The sequence below is a fragment of the Magnetococcales bacterium genome, assembly GCA_015228815.1.
In the GTDB taxonomy this organism is placed as follows: domain Bacteria; phylum Pseudomonadota; class Magnetococcia; order Magnetococcales; family UBA8363; genus UBA8363.
In genome coordinates, this window is the sequence record JADGCV010000036.1 from 21208 (window position 1) to 37463 (window position 16256).

15 protein-coding genes are annotated in these 16256 nt (G+C 59.1%); 7 read left to right on the forward strand and 8 right to left on the reverse strand.

Translation table 11 applies throughout. The annotated features are described in order from the left end of the window. From cysZ to hisC, 8 genes are all read right to left on the reverse strand, one after another. Positions 1–735, reverse strand: a complete 735-nt coding sequence (gene cysZ / locus HQL76_14075; protein ID MBF0110293.1) for a sulfate transporter CysZ — start codon at positions 733–735, stop codon at positions 1–3. Then, the gene (locus HQL76_14080) at positions 732–1277 is read right to left on the reverse strand and encodes a sel1 repeat family protein (GenBank protein MBF0110294.1); all 546 of its coding nucleotides are present in this window, start codon (positions 1275–1277) and stop codon (positions 732–734) included. Before HQL76_14080 ends, cysZ begins: the two co-directional genes overlap by 4 nt. 5 nt (positions 1278–1282) lie before the next feature. Further along, positions 1283–1987: an ankyrin repeat domain-containing protein gene (locus tag HQL76_14085; protein MBF0110295.1), complete on the reverse strand. Its 705-nt coding sequence runs from the start codon at positions 1985–1987 to the stop codon at positions 1283–1285. Positions 1988–2000: 13 nt separating this feature from the next. Further along, complete coding sequence (locus HQL76_14090; GenBank protein ID MBF0110296.1) at positions 2001–2810, reverse strand: hypothetical protein; 810 nt, start codon at positions 2808–2810, stop codon at positions 2001–2003. Positions 2811–2888: 78 nt separating this feature from the next. Continuing rightward, a complete protein-coding gene (locus HQL76_14095; protein MBF0110297.1) occupies positions 2889–3101 on the reverse strand; it encodes a hypothetical protein in 213 nt (70 codons plus the stop codon). 84 nt (positions 3102–3185) lie between these two features. After that, the gene (ndk, locus tag HQL76_14100) at positions 3186–3617 is read right to left on the reverse strand and encodes a nucleoside-diphosphate kinase (protein MBF0110298.1); all 432 of its coding nucleotides are present in this window, start codon (positions 3615–3617) and stop codon (positions 3186–3188) included. A 244-nt stretch (positions 3618–3861) separates the two neighbouring features. Next, positions 3862–5649 carry a phosphoenolpyruvate carboxykinase (GTP) gene (locus HQL76_14105; protein ID MBF0110299.1) on the reverse strand — a complete coding sequence of 596 codons (1788 nt, stop codon included), beginning with the start codon at positions 5647–5649 and terminating at the stop codon, positions 3862–3864. A 413-nt stretch (positions 5650–6062) separates the two neighbouring features. After that, complete coding sequence (gene hisC / locus HQL76_14110) at positions 6063–7154, reverse strand: histidinol-phosphate transaminase (protein MBF0110300.1); 1092 nt, start codon at positions 7152–7154, stop codon at positions 6063–6065. A gap of 201 nt (positions 7155–7355) precedes the next feature. On the opposite strand from hisC, the gene HQL76_14115 reads away from it, so the two are divergent. The 7 genes from HQL76_14115 (at position 7356) to bamB (ending at position 16066) form a co-directional block, all read left to right on the forward strand. Then, positions 7356–9005 carry an NAD+ synthase gene (locus HQL76_14115; GenBank protein MBF0110301.1) on the forward strand — a complete coding sequence of 550 codons (1650 nt, stop codon included), beginning with the start codon at positions 7356–7358 and terminating at the stop codon, positions 9003–9005. Further along, entirely contained in the window at positions 9002–9778 is a 777-nt protein-coding gene (locus tag HQL76_14120; protein MBF0110302.1) for a tetratricopeptide repeat protein, read from the forward strand. The genes HQL76_14115 and HQL76_14120 overlap by 4 nt, the downstream gene beginning before the upstream one ends. Continuing rightward, complete coding sequence (locus HQL76_14125; protein ID MBF0110303.1) at positions 9775–11586, forward strand: DUF4115 domain-containing protein; 1812 nt, start codon at positions 9775–9777, stop codon at positions 11584–11586. The genes HQL76_14120 and HQL76_14125 overlap by 4 nt, the downstream gene beginning before the upstream one ends. Position 11587: 1 nt before the next feature. Next, positions 11588–12775, forward strand: a complete 1188-nt coding sequence (gene ispG / locus HQL76_14130) for a flavodoxin-dependent (E)-4-hydroxy-3-methylbut-2-enyl-diphosphate synthase (protein ID MBF0110304.1) — start codon at positions 11588–11590, stop codon at positions 12773–12775. Between the two features lie 109 nt (positions 12776–12884). Continuing rightward, positions 12885–14192 carry a histidine--tRNA ligase gene (locus tag HQL76_14135; protein ID MBF0110305.1) on the forward strand — a complete coding sequence of 436 codons (1308 nt, stop codon included), beginning with the start codon at positions 12885–12887 and terminating at the stop codon, positions 14190–14192. After that, the gene (locus HQL76_14140) at positions 14193–14840 is read left to right on the forward strand and encodes a tetratricopeptide repeat protein (GenBank protein MBF0110306.1); all 648 of its coding nucleotides are present in this window, start codon (positions 14193–14195) and stop codon (positions 14838–14840) included. A 5-nt stretch (positions 14841–14845) separates the two neighbouring features. After that, positions 14846–16066, forward strand: coding sequence for an outer membrane protein assembly factor BamB (gene bamB, locus HQL76_14145; protein ID MBF0110307.1), 1221 nt, complete (start codon positions 14846–14848; stop codon positions 16064–16066). The last annotated feature ends 190 nt before the right edge of the window (positions 16067–16256 follow it).

A 16256-nucleotide genomic window follows, 5' to 3' on the forward strand; every position in this document is an offset into this window, starting at 1 on the left:
TCAATGGTTTATCTCGGGTGCGTCCAGAACGATGTCGCCCCTCGTCTTCAACCAGAACACCGTCGCCCCCGCCACTGCCGCCGGCATCGCCAGAAGATTGACGACAGGGACCATCATCAATCCCATGACCGCCACCCCAAACCCAAGGCTGCCACCAAGATGGCGACGCAAATGCCGCCGAACGGCAGTCCCGCTCATTCCGTGAATGGCCATGGGATAGTCGCCATATTCCACCGCCATCATCCAAACGCAAAACAACAACCATAACGGCGTGATCGCCGCCTGAAGTCCTGGAATCAGGAAAAGAATCAGAAAAAGAAACATCCATTTCAGTGAATAAAACACCTTGCCAATCTCATTGACGATCGCCCCTCCCGGATCCCGCGCGACCGGCCTCCCCCCGGCCACAATCCCTTCCACCACCGCCGCCAGATGACTGTTGAACGGTGACGCGATCAGATTGGCCACCATCGTAAACGTCGAAAAAACAAACAAGACAACCCCGACCAGCAGCAAAGGCACCACCAACCAACGCAACCAGTGCAGCCAATCCGGCAAAACACCATCCATCCAGATCAAAAGATCATCCACCCAACCAAGACCATAGCCCACCAACAAAGAGAACAATAAAACATTGACAAACAGCGGGATCAAAACAAAACGCCGCGCACCGGGACGGAAAATCAAACCCATCCCCTGCACCAGACAACCGATTCCTTCCGCGAATGAGATCATGCCATTCCCAACCATGCCCTTGCCCGACGCATGGCCTCCTCGAATTGTACCGGAGTCATCTCCTCGCGGGCGATTTCAAGGTTTTCCGTCGCATCCACCATCCCCTGGTCTTCCGCCAGCATGAACCATTTGGCCGCTTCGACAAGGTCCAACGATACCCCCTGGCCGGTGGCATAGAGGATTCCCAGGTTGTTCTGGGCCTTGGAATCCCCCTGGGTCGCCGCTTTCATGAACCAGAAGAAAGCCTTTTCCACATCCGCCGCGATGCCCAAACCTTCCAGATACATGGTCGCCAAATCATGCTGCGACAGGACATTTCCCTGCTCCGCGGCAAGGGTATGCCATTTCAGCGCTTCTCCAAGGTCGAGGGGGACCTCGCTTCCTTCGAGGTATAAAGCCGCCAGGTCATGCTGGGCCTTGGGATCACCCCACTGGGCAAAGGTTGCCAGGGTCGTAACATAATCCTCCTGATCCAATTCGTGGAAACCAGGCGCCTGGCCACCCGCGTTTCGAACCGGAGGTCTTGGTGTCGTTTCAGCCATGGCCATCATTCTTCCATCCCCTTTGGCGCCGATTGCTCAACCAATGCGTCATCGCGGTTTTTTTCCAAACGCGCCCCCATTTTCCAGAGAATCTGTCGTGATTCGTCGTCCTTGGCCTTGTTGAGCGGTGTCTCTCCCTGGGAATCCTTGGCGTTCGGTTCCGCGCCACGTTCCAAAAGAATTTTTATCACCGGTTTGGCATTCGCCAGAGTCGCCATGTGCAAAGGGGTCAAGCCCAGATGGTTGGCATGATTGACCTTGGCGCCATGATCCAGCAACAGTTCCACCAGATCCATCGCCCCAAAATAGGCGGCACTGGCCAGAATACCGCCCCCCAGATTGTCCAGGACCTGCACATCCGCCCCCGCCTGGACCAGCATTTTGGCGACTTCCAGTTTACCACCTCTCATTGCCAGCATCAGGGCCGTATTGCCCCCCGCATCCCGGGTATCGAGGACAGCCCCATTGTGCATCAACCATTCGACGACCTCGGAACTCCCCCCCATCGCGGCATGGTGCAGCGGCGTCGAACCAAAACCGTCCGCTTCGTTGACCTCGTTCTTCTTATCGGCGACCATTTTTTTGACACGCTCCAATCGCCCTTGAAACACCTCTTGATGGAATGAGCCGGCCCAGGCATCACAACCCAACCCAAGATAAAACAAAAGCAGCGCCAACAACCGCCAACCCATTGTCATCGTCCAATTCATGAGGCCATCCCCTCTAGGGTTTCAGAGCGGCAACCAAGCCAATCGGTTTGCTCGCATCCTTGGACAGACGAGCCAGTTTCCCCTGAATGCTCTTTCCAGACAACACGTAAGGGCCACTGTTGCGAATCGCCGCCGGAAGCATGGCCAATGCCCGAACCGCCTCCTCATGGCTTGCGTAGCGGCCATGATAGAGAAGAATACGATCCTGACCCACGGGAAATGCCAACAGTTGATCCTCGGACACGCCCAGATTCGCCCGCGACAGATACCCGCTCAGCCCTCCCAGATTCGATCGCAGAACCGACATCAACTGAATGCTGAAACCACCTTCCCCCGGATTGGCGGCCAACCATGCCCTGGCCGCCTGTATCCGTTCCTCCAACAAAGGATCGGAATTCAAAGCCAAACCAGCCACGACATTGTTCCGCTTTGCATGATCCTGCCCCTTCAGAGATACGCCCCCCTTCCCCGAATCCCTTGAAGAACCCCCGGAAATGACCGCCACATTTCGATTCCTCGGCTCGCCACCCGATGTATACGCCCCCGCACCCACCATCGACTCACCCCCGGTGGTCCCCTCCATTTCAGGGATGTCCCTCACGACAGGCAGTGTATCATCGACCCCAGCCAGCACCGCCTCCTTTTCTGCCCCGGCGACGGATACTTCCGATCCGGAACGGACCAGAGAACTCGCCAGATAAAACGAAAGAACCATCCCCCCCAGTAAACCCGCAACGGGCAATCCCAACCGTTTCACCCGTTGTGACCAGGGACCACGCAACAAATTTTCGCCATTGGGTCCAACGATCTCAATTTTGATCATGATGCCGCCCGCTTGTCTGGTGTTGATTCCCGCCGCTGCCTCATTCACCGGCCCTCATGCCAGACATTAATGCCAGTTTCATGCCAGTTCCACGATCCGCCACCTTGCCTCCTCCTCGGGAGTCTCCAACAGGAAAACATCATGCCGTACCCCACACCATCCCCCTCGTTGCAGCATCAATACCGGGCCCTCCTCCGTCTGAACCAGCTTTCTCCAGGTATCCCCCGATGCCTGCTCCTCCCCGTCGAGAATCTCCAACTGCCGCCATGGTTGCCGTCGATAAGGCTGCATCGATTCCTCCCACCAATGAAGGCAAAAAAAATCCCGAGGAGAAACATCCCCCCGGGATCCCTGATCACCTCTTCCATCGGCCATTCAACGGGTACGGGGCCAACGTTCCAGGGCGGAAAAGAAAAAGGCGATTTCCACCGCAGCAGTCTCGGGGGCATCGGAACCATGAACCGCATTCTCGCTGATGTCCGAGGCAAAGTCGGCCCGAATGGTTCCAGGGGCCGCCTTCTTCGGATCGGTCGCCCCCATGACATCGCGATTCTTGCGGATGGCATCCTCTCCTTCGAGGACCTGAACCATGATGGGACCGGAACTCATGTAGTCCACCAATTCATCAAAAAATTTCTTGCCGCGATGAACTTCATAAAACTCACCCGCCCGTTCACGGGTCAGGTGCAGCATCTTTGCCGCAACAATACGCAAACCCGCCTTTTCAAAACGGGCATAGATTTCACCGATGACATTCTTGGCCACACCATCAGGTTTGATCATCGACAGGGTACGCTCGACAGCCATCTTTGTTCCTCCCACGGATGAAAAACTAAAATTATAACGAATATTTTTCAGAGGTCCACTCTTCCAAACCACGACATCCGATTCAAACACTCCGGACCAAGTCGCGGAATTCGTCACGAAAAAGACCGGGGGCTCACGCCCCCGGTTCGAGTTTAAAGAGTGCTGCCACCTGAGAACCTATTCCGAAACAACTGGTTGAACACAGGCGAACGGATAGGGTATTTCCATTGATTGCAAACCACCATCAACCAAAACGCTTCTTGTAGGCTTCCACCTGCTTTTTCATCCGTTCCGGCAGGGAGTCGCCAATCTTGGCCATCCAGCCGTCAAGATCGCCGAATTCCGCCTTGAATCCCGCCACATCCACCTTGAGCACCGCGTCAAGGTTCTCCTTGGAGATGTCAAGCCCGGTAAGATCAAGATCTTCCGGATTGGGCATGTATCCCAGCGGCGTCTCGCGGGCACCAACCTTGCCGTCCACCCGCTGACACATCCACTTCAGGACGCGGGCGTTATCGCCATAGCCGGGCCACAGGAATTTGCCGGCATCGCTCTTGCGGAACCAGTTGACATAGAAGATGGCCGGGGCCTTGCTGCCCAGACGATCGCCCATTTCAAACCAGTGTTGCCAGTAGTCGCCGACATTGTAGCCACAGAAAGGCAACATGGCCATCGGATCGCGACGCAGCGTGGCAGCGACATCCAGGGCGGCGGCGGTCGGCTCGGAAGCGGCCGTAGCCCCCATGAAAACGCCGTGATCCCAGCTCGTCGCCTGATGGACCAGGGGCATGACGCGGGTGCGGCGACCACCGAAGATGAAGATGTCGATGGGAACCCCTTCCGGATTTTCCCAATCGGAACAGATCACCGGGCACTGCCTGGCAGGAGCGGTGAACCGGGCGTTGCCGTGGGCGCCGACTTCCTTGCCCGGCTTCCAATCGCGGCCCTTCCAGTCGATGCCGTGATCGCAAGGCTTGTCCATGTCCTCCCACCACACATCGCCATCATCGGTCAGAACGCAGTTGGTGAAGATGGCGTTTTCCTTCATCGACTCCATCGCCATCGGATTGGATTTGTAGCTCGTTCCCGGAGCCACGCCGAAGAAACCCGCCTCGGGATTGATCGCATAGAGACGGCCATCCGCCTTGATCTTCATCCAGGCAATGTCATCACCCAGGCATTCCGCCTTCCACCCCTTGAGCGGAGGTTGCAACATTGCCAGGTTGGTCTTGCCGCAGGCGCTGGGGAAGGCGGCAGCGATGTGGTATTTCTTTCCTTCGGGGCTGATGAGGCGCAGAATCAGCATGTGCTCCGCCATCCACCCTTCCTTGCGGCCCATCGCCGAGGCGATCCGCAACGCCAGACACTTCTTGCCCAGAAGCGCGTTGCCGCCGTAACCCGACCCATAGGACCAGATCAGATTTTCCTCGGGGAAATGGGCGATGTACTTCTTCTCGATCGGGGCACAGGGCCATACGCCGTTGTCCTTCTGGCCCGGTTGCAGCGGCTTGCCCACCGAATGCAGGCAGGGAATGAACGCACCGCCCGCTCCGAGTGTCTCCAGCACCTTCGTCCCGACGCGCGTCATGACGTGCATGTTGGCGACGACATAGGGACTGTCGGTGATCTGCACGCCGATCTTGGCGATGTCGGAACCGATGGGCCCCATCGAGAACGGGATCACATACATCGTGCGCCCCTTCATGCAGCCGTTGTACAGGCCGCGCATCGTGGCTTTGAGCTCATCGGGGTGGCTCCAGTTATTGGTCGGCCCCGCGGAACGCTTGTCGCTGGTGGAAATGTAGGTGCGGTCCTCGACACGGGCCACGTCGGAGGGATCGGAACGAAACAGATAGCTGTTGGGACGCTTGGCAGGGTCAAGCTTGGTGGCCAGACCCGCTTCCACCAGAATCTGCATCATGCGGTCGTATTCCGCCTTGGTCCCGTCGCACCATTCCACCTTGTCAGGTTGAACCATGGCGCGAACCTCTTCCACCCAGGCGTTCAGCTTGCCGTTCTTGCTTGGACTCATGAATTTTCACTCCTTAAAATCGTTTTTCCGAGGGGTTTGTATTTTGATTCGGTCGATACCGGCCTGCAATCCGCACCTCGGCGGCAGCCCGGAGAAACGGCGGAAGGTTCCATGGCGGCGAGGAACCCCATCGGTCCGGTTCGTCCCGGCTACAAAAAGGACTTTCACAAGGATTTTTCGTCCTTTAATTCCCTTTTTGTCAGACACGAAGTGTTTATAAACAGATTCCCGTCGCATGACAAGATATTAACTCATCCGTCCGCATGATTTTTTCCGGTTATGAAAAAGATCCATCGATTCATTGTTGAACGTGGTGGTATCTGTCAAAGGTCCGGCGGAAAACGCACGTCACTCTTTTATCCCATGACTCAGACCGGCGACGCAACCCCCAAAGGACAGAGTTTTCACCACGTTCAGGACCGTTCCCCTTCCGTCGCCAGCGCGTCCACCACCTCCAGCAACCGATCGATTTCCTCTCCACTGCCGATGGTGATGCGCAACCGGTCGGCCAGCCGGGGATCGGCTGGGAAATGGCGGACATGGATCCCCTGTTTTTTCAACCGTTCAAGCCATTCCCCACCGCTCATGCCCCCCGTCGGGACCCGGGCGAGAATGAAGTTGGCCTGGCTCTCGGGGACATCGAAGCGACGGCTGCGCAACGCCAGGGTCAGTCGCGAACGCTGGGAACGGATTTCGTCCCAGATGGGACGGTAGGCCCCGTGGTGATCCAGGGCCACACGGGCGGCCCATTGGGAATAGGCATTGACATTGTAGGAATCCCGGACCTTGTGAAATTCGCGCGCGATCCGGGAATCCATGAAGCCCAGACCGATACGCAACGCCGCCATGGCCATCGACTTGGAAAAAGTCCGGATGATCACAAGGTTGGGATGATCCGCCAGAAGCCCCAATCCATGCCCGTCGGCAAAATCGACGTAGGCCTCATCCAAAACCACCATCCCCCGAAGGCTCCGACACAGACGGGCAACCTCCTCCAGGGCGACGCAATGGCCCGTCGGGGCGTTGGGACGGACCACAAGGACCAGTTTCGGCCCCAGGGACACCAGTTTCTCGACCGGAAGGCCGCCATCCGCGTTCCAGTCGATCTCGCGAAAGATCCCCCCCTGAATCCGCGTCAGCGCGGAATAGAGGGTATAGGTCGGTCCGGGAACCGCCACCAGGTCTCCGGGATCGACGAAGGTCCTCATGATCATGGTCAACAGGTCGTCCGAACCGTTGCCGACCACCACCCGGTCGGGGGTCAATCCATAGCCGTAGACCCCGCAGGCGGTCTCCCGGAGCCGGAGGGCCCCCGGATCGGGATAACGCCGGAAGCCGGTTTCCAATCCCCGGGCCAGGGCCTGAAGGATGACGGCGGGAGGTTCGGACGGGTTTTCATTGGTATTGAGTTTGATCAGCCGCCCGGACGCGACCGGCTGTTCACCCGGGACATAACCGGTCATCGCCGCCACGTCGGGACGGACAAAACGGGTGGGGTCCATCATCAGATTCCCTCGACAAAAGATAAATCACCTGTTCATGGCCAACCGGCAACCATCCGGCTCCCGATCCGCCCTTCCCGCCCCCCAGGAGCAACGCCAATCGTTCGACCTCGTCCCCACACTCCGCCACGACGCATTGAAATTATCGTCGGTTGACGTAGAATGACAAGTTTATGGAATATTCGCCAGGAATCGGAAACCTCCATGGAACTTCTTTTGGCACTTTCCCAGATCGATCCCCACGTCGGAGCCATTGATGACAACCTGGAACGGATGACCCAAGCCGCCGCCCAGGCCCAGGCCAAGGGGGCAACCCTGGTCGTCTTTCCCGAGTTGTCCCTTACCGGCTATCCCCCGGAAGATCTGCTCCACAAGCCCCTGTTTCTCGAAAGGCTGGCCCGCGCCGAACAACGATTTCACCGCACGCTTGGCTCGATCGGCATCGACGCGGTCTATGGCACGGTGCGTCGCAATTCCATGGGTCTTCTCAATGCCGGGGTTTTCGTGCAGGATGGAGTGGAAGTCGGATTTTCCGGAAAACGCCGCCTGCCCAACACCGGCGTCTTCGACGAACGCCGTTATTTCGTCCCCTCCAGGTCGCCGCGGATCTTCGCCTACAAGGGATTTCCCTTCGGCATCGCCATCTGCGAAGACCTCTGGCATCCGGGAGGTCCCCTGCCCAAACTTGCCCGGGCCGGGGCTTCGTTCATCCTACATCTCAACGCATCCCCCTACCATGTCGGCAAACAACCCGAACGCGAGGCGATCGCCCGCGAACGGGTCACCGAATGCGGTTTGCCGCTGCTGTATGTCAACCTGGTCGGGGGGCAGGACGAACTGGTATTCGACGGCGGCTCGTTCGCCATGAACGCCGATGGCGACATCGCCCAACGCGAACCGTCGATGCGTGAAACCCTCTCCCTGGTCCGGCTGCAACGGCAACCGGGGAAAATGGTGCGTTTCATGCAGTCCACCATCGCACCCCCCCTGGAGCAGGAACGGGAAATCTACCAGGCCCTGTGCCTGGGGATGGCCGACTATGTTCACAAAAACCGCTTCAAGGGGGTGATCCTCGGACTTTCGGGAGGAATCGATTCGGCCCTGACCCTGGTGATCGCCGCCGACGCCCTGGGAAGCGACCGGGTGGCGGCGGTCATGATGCCATCTCCCTTCACCTCGCGAGAAAGCCTGGAAGATGCCGCCCTTGGCGCCGAACGGATGGGAGTGACCCTCGACAGCATCGCCATCTCCCCCCTCTACGACGGATTCAAGTCGCAACTGGCCCCGCTGTTTTCGGGTATGAGAGAAGATGTCACCGAGGAAAACATTCAACCCCGAATCCGGGCGACGCTGCTCATGGCGCTGTCCAACAAAAAAGGATCGCTTCTGGTGACCACTGGCAACAAGAGTGAAATGAGCGTCGGATACGCCACCCTCTATGGCGACATGGCCGGGGGATTTTCGGTCCTCAAGGATCTGCTCAAGGAAACGGTCTATCGATTGGCCAGGGCGCGCAACCGTTGGGCCATCGAACAGGGCCAGGTGCCCCCCATCCCCGATCGCATCCTGGAAAAACCGCCAACCGCCGAACTCAGGTTCAACCAGAAGGATACCGACTCCCTCCCCCCCTATCCGGTATTGGATCGAATCCTCGAACTGTACGTGGAACAGGAAAAAGGACTCGACGACATCATCGAACGGGGCATCGATCGCGAAACCGCCCTCCGGGTCGTGGCGATGGTGGATCGCAACGAATACAAAAGGCGGCAATCCCCACCCGGAGTTCGGGTTACCCGACGCGCCTTCGGCAAGGACCGGCGTTATCCCATCACCAACGGATTCAAGGTGTCATGAGCCGCTCCTCTTTTCTGCCCACGCTCCTGGTTGCCTTGACGCCGCTTGGCATGTTTTCAGGTGGTTGCGCCGACAACCGTCTTGCCCCCGACCGCGAGGCCGAATTCGCTGCCCTGCTGACCAAGGGGCAGGCCTACATGGAACGTCGCAAACCGCAACAAGCCCTTCCGGCCCTCCGCCAGGCGCAACGGATCCGCCCCGATTCTCCCGAACTCCTGACCACCCTCGCCAAGGCCTATTCCCAATTGGGACAAACCCGGGCCGCCCTCGATGTCCTCGAACAGGCCCACGCCCTCCGCCCGAAGGACCCGACGATCCTCCACAATCTGGCGGTCGCCGCCCTCGACGAAGGGAACCTCGACCAGGCCGAAGCCATGCTCCTCGAAGTGACCACCCGGCCCGAATTCGACAATCAGGCCAATGCCTGGCACAATCTGGCGATCGTCCATCGGAAAAGAAACAACCCGCAAAAAATGGTCGAGGCCCTCGAATCGGCCCTGCGGGCCGACCCGTCGCATCTGCTCTCCCATCGATCATTGGCAGCGTTCCACGAACAATCGGGGCGGTTCGAACTGGAACGCCCCCACCTGGAAAAAATCGTGGCCCTGGATCCGGACAACATCGAAATCCTCGAACGTCTCGGGCAAAACCTGCTGCAACAAGGACTGGCCGAACAGGCGCGTCCCATCTTCAAACGTCTGATTCAACGTGATCCAAACCATCCCGCGGCCCAACGGGCTCACGCACGCCTCTTGGAAATCGAACAACCATGATCAAGAAACCCCGACTCAACCTGGTCAACAGAGGCGGCGCCGTCCGGGTCAACAAGACGTTGCCCGCCGCGATCCGCAAATTCGATCCCCCCGATCCGCCATCGCCGCCGCCACCTCCACCGCCAGCGCCGCCACCTCCGGAAATGGCGCCCGCGCCACTACCCATGCCCACGTCCGAGAATCTTCCCGACCTCCAGCCGGTCCATACCGCCGAAAGTGTCGGTCGATTTCTCGCCACGGCACGAAAGTCCCAGGGAAAATCCATTTCCGAACTGGCCGAATCGACGCATATCCGTGACATCCATCTTCAGGCCATCGAGGATGGCGCCATCGAGCGACTTCCGGGAATCACCTTTGTGGCGGGTTTCATGCGCCTGTACGCCCGCCATCTCAACATTGCCGATACCGACCCCATCGAATCGTTCCTGGAAACGCTCGACCAGAAACGGCAGGGGTTGCAGATGGAAAAGTTTCCCGCCCCCACCAAAGGAAGTCATCGTCCCGGTCTTGGTTTGATTTTTCTGGGAATCGCCCTTCTTGTCGGCGGTTTTGCGGGTTACGAACATTTCTACGCCCCGAACCGCCCGATCCCGGCCATTCCCTCGTCCCCGCCCTTGCGGGTGGAATCCTCCGCCTCGGAAGGCGAGACTTTTCCCGAACCGACCGCCATTTCGGAGTCGGAAAAGGATTCGGCATCCCTCCCCCCCGCGACGATCGGATCCAATGTCGCTTCCGTTGCGGCGAAACCCGCCACCGTCGCCGAAGCGGCCCCTCCGGCGACCCAAAGCGCCACGAATTCCTTTTTTTCGCTTTTTGGCCGCACTTCGAACCGGATCGCCACCCCTCCCGATGCGGCGCCCCCCGCCGATGCCCCCACCGAAGCCGCCATCGAAGAAAGCCCCGTCCCCACCGACCCGATCGTCGATGGCCCCAGCGAGGAAGAGATTCCAGGCGATTTTGACAACGCCTCGCTCCAGGGATCCAGCCCTTCCGACAACGAGCACGCCAGTGTCACCACGATTGCCGTGTCCGCGCCACCAGCCGCCGCAACCACTCCGCCCGGAGCCACGTCGCCAGCCGCCGGCATACCGGCAAACCAATCCTTGGACAAGACACTTCCGGTCACCCCCGCCGAACCGGCCCCGACACTGCCTGAACTTCCCCAGGTCAGCCCGCGGCCCCGGACCGTCACCACGTCGGTCTCCGCCATCCCCCCTGCCGCCGCCGTCGTTTCGGGATCGGTCCCGTCCGCGCAATCCAGCCCGGCGACTTCGGCGCCCGGCAGCAACAGTATCCCTGCCGATTCCGCCACCACTCAAGGCCCGGTCGCACTCCCTTCCGGGACATCCCCTCCGACCGCCGGCACCGCGACAAATCCTTTCACGGATCCAGGTTCCCCCTCCGGCCCGCCATCCGGAAAAACCACATCCGACCCCACCCCTCCCGCCCCAGGCAACCCGCGCACCCAGGCACGGGAACAGGTGATCGATGCCCACCCGGTTCCGCTGTACAGCGAGGCCGACCCGCAACCAACGAATTCCCGTTCCATCGCCCTCGTCGCCAAAGAACTGGTCTGGATCCAGATCCAGGACAAGGATGGCATCGTCCTCAAGGACATGGTCATGCAACCGGAACATGTGTTCCACATTCCCGAGGGCGAAACCTTCTACGCCATTCTCGGCAACGCAAGCGGGGTCCAGGTGCGAATCGGCAACAAGACGCTCCCTTTTCTCGGGGATACCGGGGAGGTCGTTCAGGACCTGGAATTGTCCCCCGAAGGAATTCAAAAACGGGCCCGGGGGTTGTGACATGACGCAACGTTCCATGGTCGCACCCCGGCGGCGGACACGCCTTCTCCACATCGGCCCGGTTGCCGTGGGAGGCGACGCGCCCATCAGTGTCCAGTCGATGACCAATACCCCCACCGCCGACATCGCCGCCACCCGCCGTCAGATCGAAGAACTTGCCCAGGCAGGGGCCGACCTCGTGCGCGTCTCCTGTCCCGACATGGATGCGGCGGAAGCGATGGCGCCCCTGGTCCGATCGGCGACGGTTCCCCTCATCGCCGACATCCATTTCGACCACCGTCTGGCCTTGGCCGTTCTTGACCGTGGCGTTCAGGGATTGCGCATCAATCCCGGCAACATCGGCGCACCACACCGGGTCCGGGAGGTGGTCCGCGCCGCCCGTGATCATGGCGCCCCCATCCGCATCGGCGTCAATGCCGGATCCCTCGAAAAAGACCTCCTCGCCCGTTATGGAGAACCCTGTCCCGAGGCGATGGTCGATTCCGCCATGGGTCATATCCGCCTGCTCGAAGACCTCGATTTTCGCGACATCAAGATCAGCCTCAAAGCCAGTTCCGTCGGCATGACGGTCGCCAGCTATCGTTTGTTGGCCGGGCAGGTGGATTACCCGCTGCATCTGGGGATCACCGAGGCGGGAGGACTCCTTCCGGGCGCCGTCAAATCGGCCATCGGCCTGGGGTTGCTTCTGTCCGAAGGGATCGGCGACACCTTGCGGGTTTCGCTGACCGCCGATCCGGTCGAAGAGGTGAAGGTCGGCTTCGAAATTCTCAAGGCGCTGAACCTGCGTTCCCGTGGCGTCAATATCATCTCATGTCCAACCTGTTCCCGTCAGGAATTCAACGTCATCGGCATCGTGGAACAATTGGAACGAAAACTTGCCCACATCCGTGAACCAGTGCCACTGTCCGTCATCGGCTGTGTCGTCAACGGTCCCGGCGAGGCCAGGGAAACGGCGGTCGGTCTGGTCGGAGGTCAGGGGGGACATCTGCTGTATCGTCATGGCCGTCCCCACGGCAAGATTGACGAAAAAGACATTGTTTCCCGGCTCGTGGCCGAGGTCGAACAGGCCGCCCAGGTCATGCGGCAGGCCCCCCCCCAGGGACTGGAAATCGATCCGGCTTCCGAACATGCCGACCGGTCCCCAACCAATGGATCGCCTCTGATGAATCCTTCAACCAAAGCGGGTTGACCGGACATGGCGCTTTTTGGGAAAAACGTCAAAAACAAAGTCAAAACCCTGGGGGCAATCCTCCAGACCCCTTTTTTCTTTCAATAATTCTTTCCGAGACTTCAACCTCATGATTCAAACTGTCCGCGGCGTCCATGATATTCTTCCCGAAACGATTGCCCTCTGGCAACGTCTCGAAGCCCTGGCCCTGTCGGTGTTTACACGCTATGGTTTCGAGGAAATCCGCACCCCGTTGTTCGAACGGACCGAATTGTTCGCCCGGGCAGTCGGCGCCACCAGCGACATCGTGGAAAAGGAAATGTACACCTTCGCCGACCGCGGTGGCGACTCCTTGAGTCTGCGTCCCGAAGGGACGGCATCGGTGGTTCGGGCCTTCATCGAGCAGAGCAGGCATCGGCAATTGCCATGGAAGGTCTGGTATCGGGGGCCGATGTTTCGTTATGAACGACCGCAGAAGGGACGGCAACGTCAATTTCACCAGATCGGCTGTGAACTGTTTGGACCGGCAGGTCCCCTGGCGGATGCGGAACTTTTGGCAATGGTGATGCGCTATCTGGGCGAACTGGGGCTTCAGGCGGCGTTGGTGTTGGAAATCAACTCCCTGGGGTGTCCCGAATGCCGTCCCCCCTATCGTGATCTTTTGATTTCCTGTCTCAGGAAGCTGACGGATCAACTGTGTAGCGACTGTCAAAACCGCATGGAACGCAATCCCTTGCGGGTTCTCGACTGCAAGGAGGAACGTTGTCGTACACTCATGGAATCGGCCCCGGTGTTGCTCGACCATTTGTGTGGCGAATGTTTGCGGCATTTTTCCCTGTTGCAGGGGCATCTTTCCGATCTGTCGCTCCCTTTCCGGATCAATCCGCGCATGGTACGGGGGCTGGACTATTACAACCGGACCGCCTTCGAAGTGACCGCTGTCGGTCTGGGGGCACAAAACGCGGTTGCGGCGGGTGGACGTTATGATGGCCTGGTCGCCCAGATGGGCGGAACCGCGACACCGGCCATCGGTTTTGCGGTGGGAATGGAACGGCTGACGTTACTGCTCGATGCGGCGAAAAACACGCCCCGTCCCGGCGATGTCTATCTGGCAACCCTGGGAGACCGGGCGGAAAAGGAAGGATTGATGTTGGCGGAGACCCTTCGGGGGGCCGGCTTGACGGTCGAAATGAATCTTGGCGGTGGCTCCTTGAAAAGCCAGATGAAACGGGCGGACCGTTCCCGTTCCCGTTTCGCCCTGATGCTGGGCGATGCGGAAATCGAAAAAAAGGTTGCTCTCGTCAAGGAAATGTCCCTCGGACGACAACAAGAGGTCTCCTGGAACGACCTTCCCCGATTTCTTGGCGATTCGTCCTCCGTTTCATCGGTTCAGGATCATTATGAACCGCAACACGCACACCAAGGGAAACCACTTTGAATGGATAATATTTTTGAACAAATCGACGAAGAACTCGACGCCGACCGCGTTCGCAAGCAGTGGGAGAAAAACCGACCCTGGATCATCGGCGGTTTCATCGTCTTCTTTCTGGGATTGTTCGCCTATGTCGGCTGGGATGAATACCGTTCCCGACAAGACGCCACCGCCAGCGACCTGTTTCTGGCGGCGACCGCCCCCTATGAAAAAGAATCCTGGAGCGAGGCGGAACAATTGTTGCAGCCCGTATTGCAACAATTCGACAGCCATGGCTATGGCCTCCTGGCCCGGATCATCGAGGCCCGCACCCTCGCCAAATCCGGAAAAAAAACCGAGGCGGCCTCGCGGATGGAACAATTGGCCAACGATACCCGCGATGATTCCCTGCGCGATCTGGCACGTTACAATGCCGCCCTGCTCATCGTCGATGACGACGCCAGCCGCGCCGAAGCGATTCTGAACCAGATCCGCGACGATTCCCCGTTTCGCGGTCACGCCCTGGAAATTCTGGGACTGCTGGCGGAAAAACAAAACGACAAAATCAACGCCGCGGTGCGCTTTCAAAAAGCGATCGAATTGGGGGCCAAGGGCGATTTGCGCACCCGCCTGGACCTGCGCCTGGAACGTCTGGGAAAGACCGCCAAGGAGTGATCCTCATGAAACGATACCTTGTTGCGACAGGATGGCTTTTTTTCTTTCTGCTGTCCTCCCTGCTCGGCGGATGCGCCAGTTCACCGGGTTGGTGGCCCGGAGGGGATGACCCCGACAAAAAATCCCAGGCCATTCGTTCCTCCCTGGTCGCCCAACCGGGACATCCGACCGGATTGAAGGAACGCTGGAACACCTCGGTCGCGGGGAAACCCGACAAGCACTTTTTCCACCCCGGTCGATTCCTCGTCACCAACAGCGACATCTTCGTTGCCACCTACCAGGGGAAGGTCGTCCGACTGGCGCGCAAGGATGGAGAAATACTCTGGAAGAAACAGGTTGGGGAATCGATCAAGGGCGGGCTTGCCCTGGACGACAAGCATATTTTCGCCGGAACCGGGGATGGTGAAATGACCGCCCTGGACCGCGCCGACGGCAAGGAATCCTGGCGCCAAAACGTTTCGACCTCGGTCGCCTCCGCCCCGGTCGTGGCCGAAGGAAGGCTTTTCTTCACCACCCTAGATAACCGCCTTTACGCACTGGACACCGAAACGGGAGCAACCATCTGGGTCAACAACAATGCCCCGGAAATGCTGGTCATCATGGGTGCCGCCCCGCCGACGGTGGATCATGACCGTCTTTATGTCGGGTTGTCCTCGGGTGACCTGCATGCCGTCAACCGTTCAAGCGGCAAACTGCTGTGGAGCGACAATCTGACCGTCGTTGGCGGAAAGACAGAACTCGACCTGCTTCAGGATGTCGATGCCGCCGTCGTTCTCGACGGTCGCAACGTCATGGAAACGAATACCCGGTTGCTCTTCGCCGTCAATCATCAAGGACGGTTGGTGGCCCTGTCGCGGGAAAGCGGCACCCGGATCTGGAGCAATGATCTGTCCGCCATCCGCCGCCCCCTCGTCTGGAACGACCGGATCTTCGTGGCGGACGTCGATGGCAACATGCGCGCCCTGGGGATGGAAGATGGCCTGGAATTGTGGCGGGGGTACATCAGCGATGGTCTGTTGACCGCCCCCGTCCGTTACAGGGACATGCTTCTGGTCGCTGACAACAAGGGACGTCTGTTTTCCATCGATCCGACCTCTGGAAGGGTGTTGGGCCTCGACCGGATCGGCGACCCCATCATGGCCGATCCGGTGGTCGTCGGACAGGATCTTTATCTCTGGACCAATCATGGAAACATGATTCATCTCCAGATTCAGGAGAATCCGTAATCATTCACGTCATGGTTCCGACACGGTCGAGTAGACCGGTTCCTTCGCGAATTTCCGCAAAAACCGCGGAAATTCGCTTCGGGTGAAATGGCGCGTAAAAAACAAAGTCAAAATCAAAACCCTGGGGGCAATCCCCCATATATGGTCCACCCCGCAGATGCGAGAGGAAATTTCATCGATAGTGAAGGAA

What these genes read in the sequence shown, in the direction of transcription:
- cysZ (MBF0110293.1), bottom strand. Translation starts at nt 735, where the DNA reads ATGATCTCATTCGCGGAAGGAATCGGTTGTCTGGTGCAGGGGATGGGT.
- HQL76_14080 (MBF0110294.1), bottom strand. Translation starts at nt 1,277, where the DNA reads ATGGCTGAAACGACACCAAGACCTCCGGTTCGAAACGCGGGTGGCCAG.
- HQL76_14085 (MBF0110295.1), bottom strand. Translation starts at nt 1,987, where the DNA reads ATGAATTGGACGATGACAATGGGTTGGCGGTTGTTGGCGCTGCTTTTG.
- HQL76_14090 (MBF0110296.1), bottom strand. Translation starts at nt 2,810, where the DNA reads ATGATCAAAATTGAGATCGTTGGACCCAATGGCGAAAATTTGTTGCGT.
- HQL76_14095 (MBF0110297.1), bottom strand. Translation starts at nt 3,101, where the DNA reads ATGCAGCCTTATCGACGGCAACCATGGCGGCAGTTGGAGATTCTCGAC.
- ndk (MBF0110298.1), bottom strand. Translation starts at nt 3,617, where the DNA reads ATGGCTGTCGAGCGTACCCTGTCGATGATCAAACCTGATGGTGTGGCC.
- HQL76_14105 (MBF0110299.1), bottom strand. Translation starts at nt 5,649, where the DNA reads ATGAGTCCAAGCAAGAACGGCAAGCTGAACGCCTGGGTGGAAGAGGTT.
- hisC (MBF0110300.1), bottom strand. Translation starts at nt 7,154, where the DNA reads ATGATGGACCCCACCCGTTTTGTCCGTCCCGACGTGGCGGCGATGACC.
- HQL76_14115 (MBF0110301.1), top strand. Translation starts at nt 7,356, where the DNA reads ATGGAACTTCTTTTGGCACTTTCCCAGATCGATCCCCACGTCGGAGCC.
- HQL76_14120 (MBF0110302.1), top strand. Translation starts at nt 9,002, where the DNA reads ATGAGCCGCTCCTCTTTTCTGCCCACGCTCCTGGTTGCCTTGACGCCG.
- HQL76_14125 (MBF0110303.1), top strand. Translation starts at nt 9,775, where the DNA reads ATGATCAAGAAACCCCGACTCAACCTGGTCAACAGAGGCGGCGCCGTC.
- ispG (MBF0110304.1), top strand. Translation starts at nt 11,588, where the DNA reads ATGACGCAACGTTCCATGGTCGCACCCCGGCGGCGGACACGCCTTCTC.
- HQL76_14135 (MBF0110305.1), top strand. Translation starts at nt 12,885, where the DNA reads ATGATTCAAACTGTCCGCGGCGTCCATGATATTCTTCCCGAAACGATT.
- HQL76_14140 (MBF0110306.1), top strand. Translation starts at nt 14,193, where the DNA reads ATGGATAATATTTTTGAACAAATCGACGAAGAACTCGACGCCGACCGC.
- bamB (MBF0110307.1), top strand. Translation starts at nt 14,846, where the DNA reads ATGAAACGATACCTTGTTGCGACAGGATGGCTTTTTTTCTTTCTGCTG.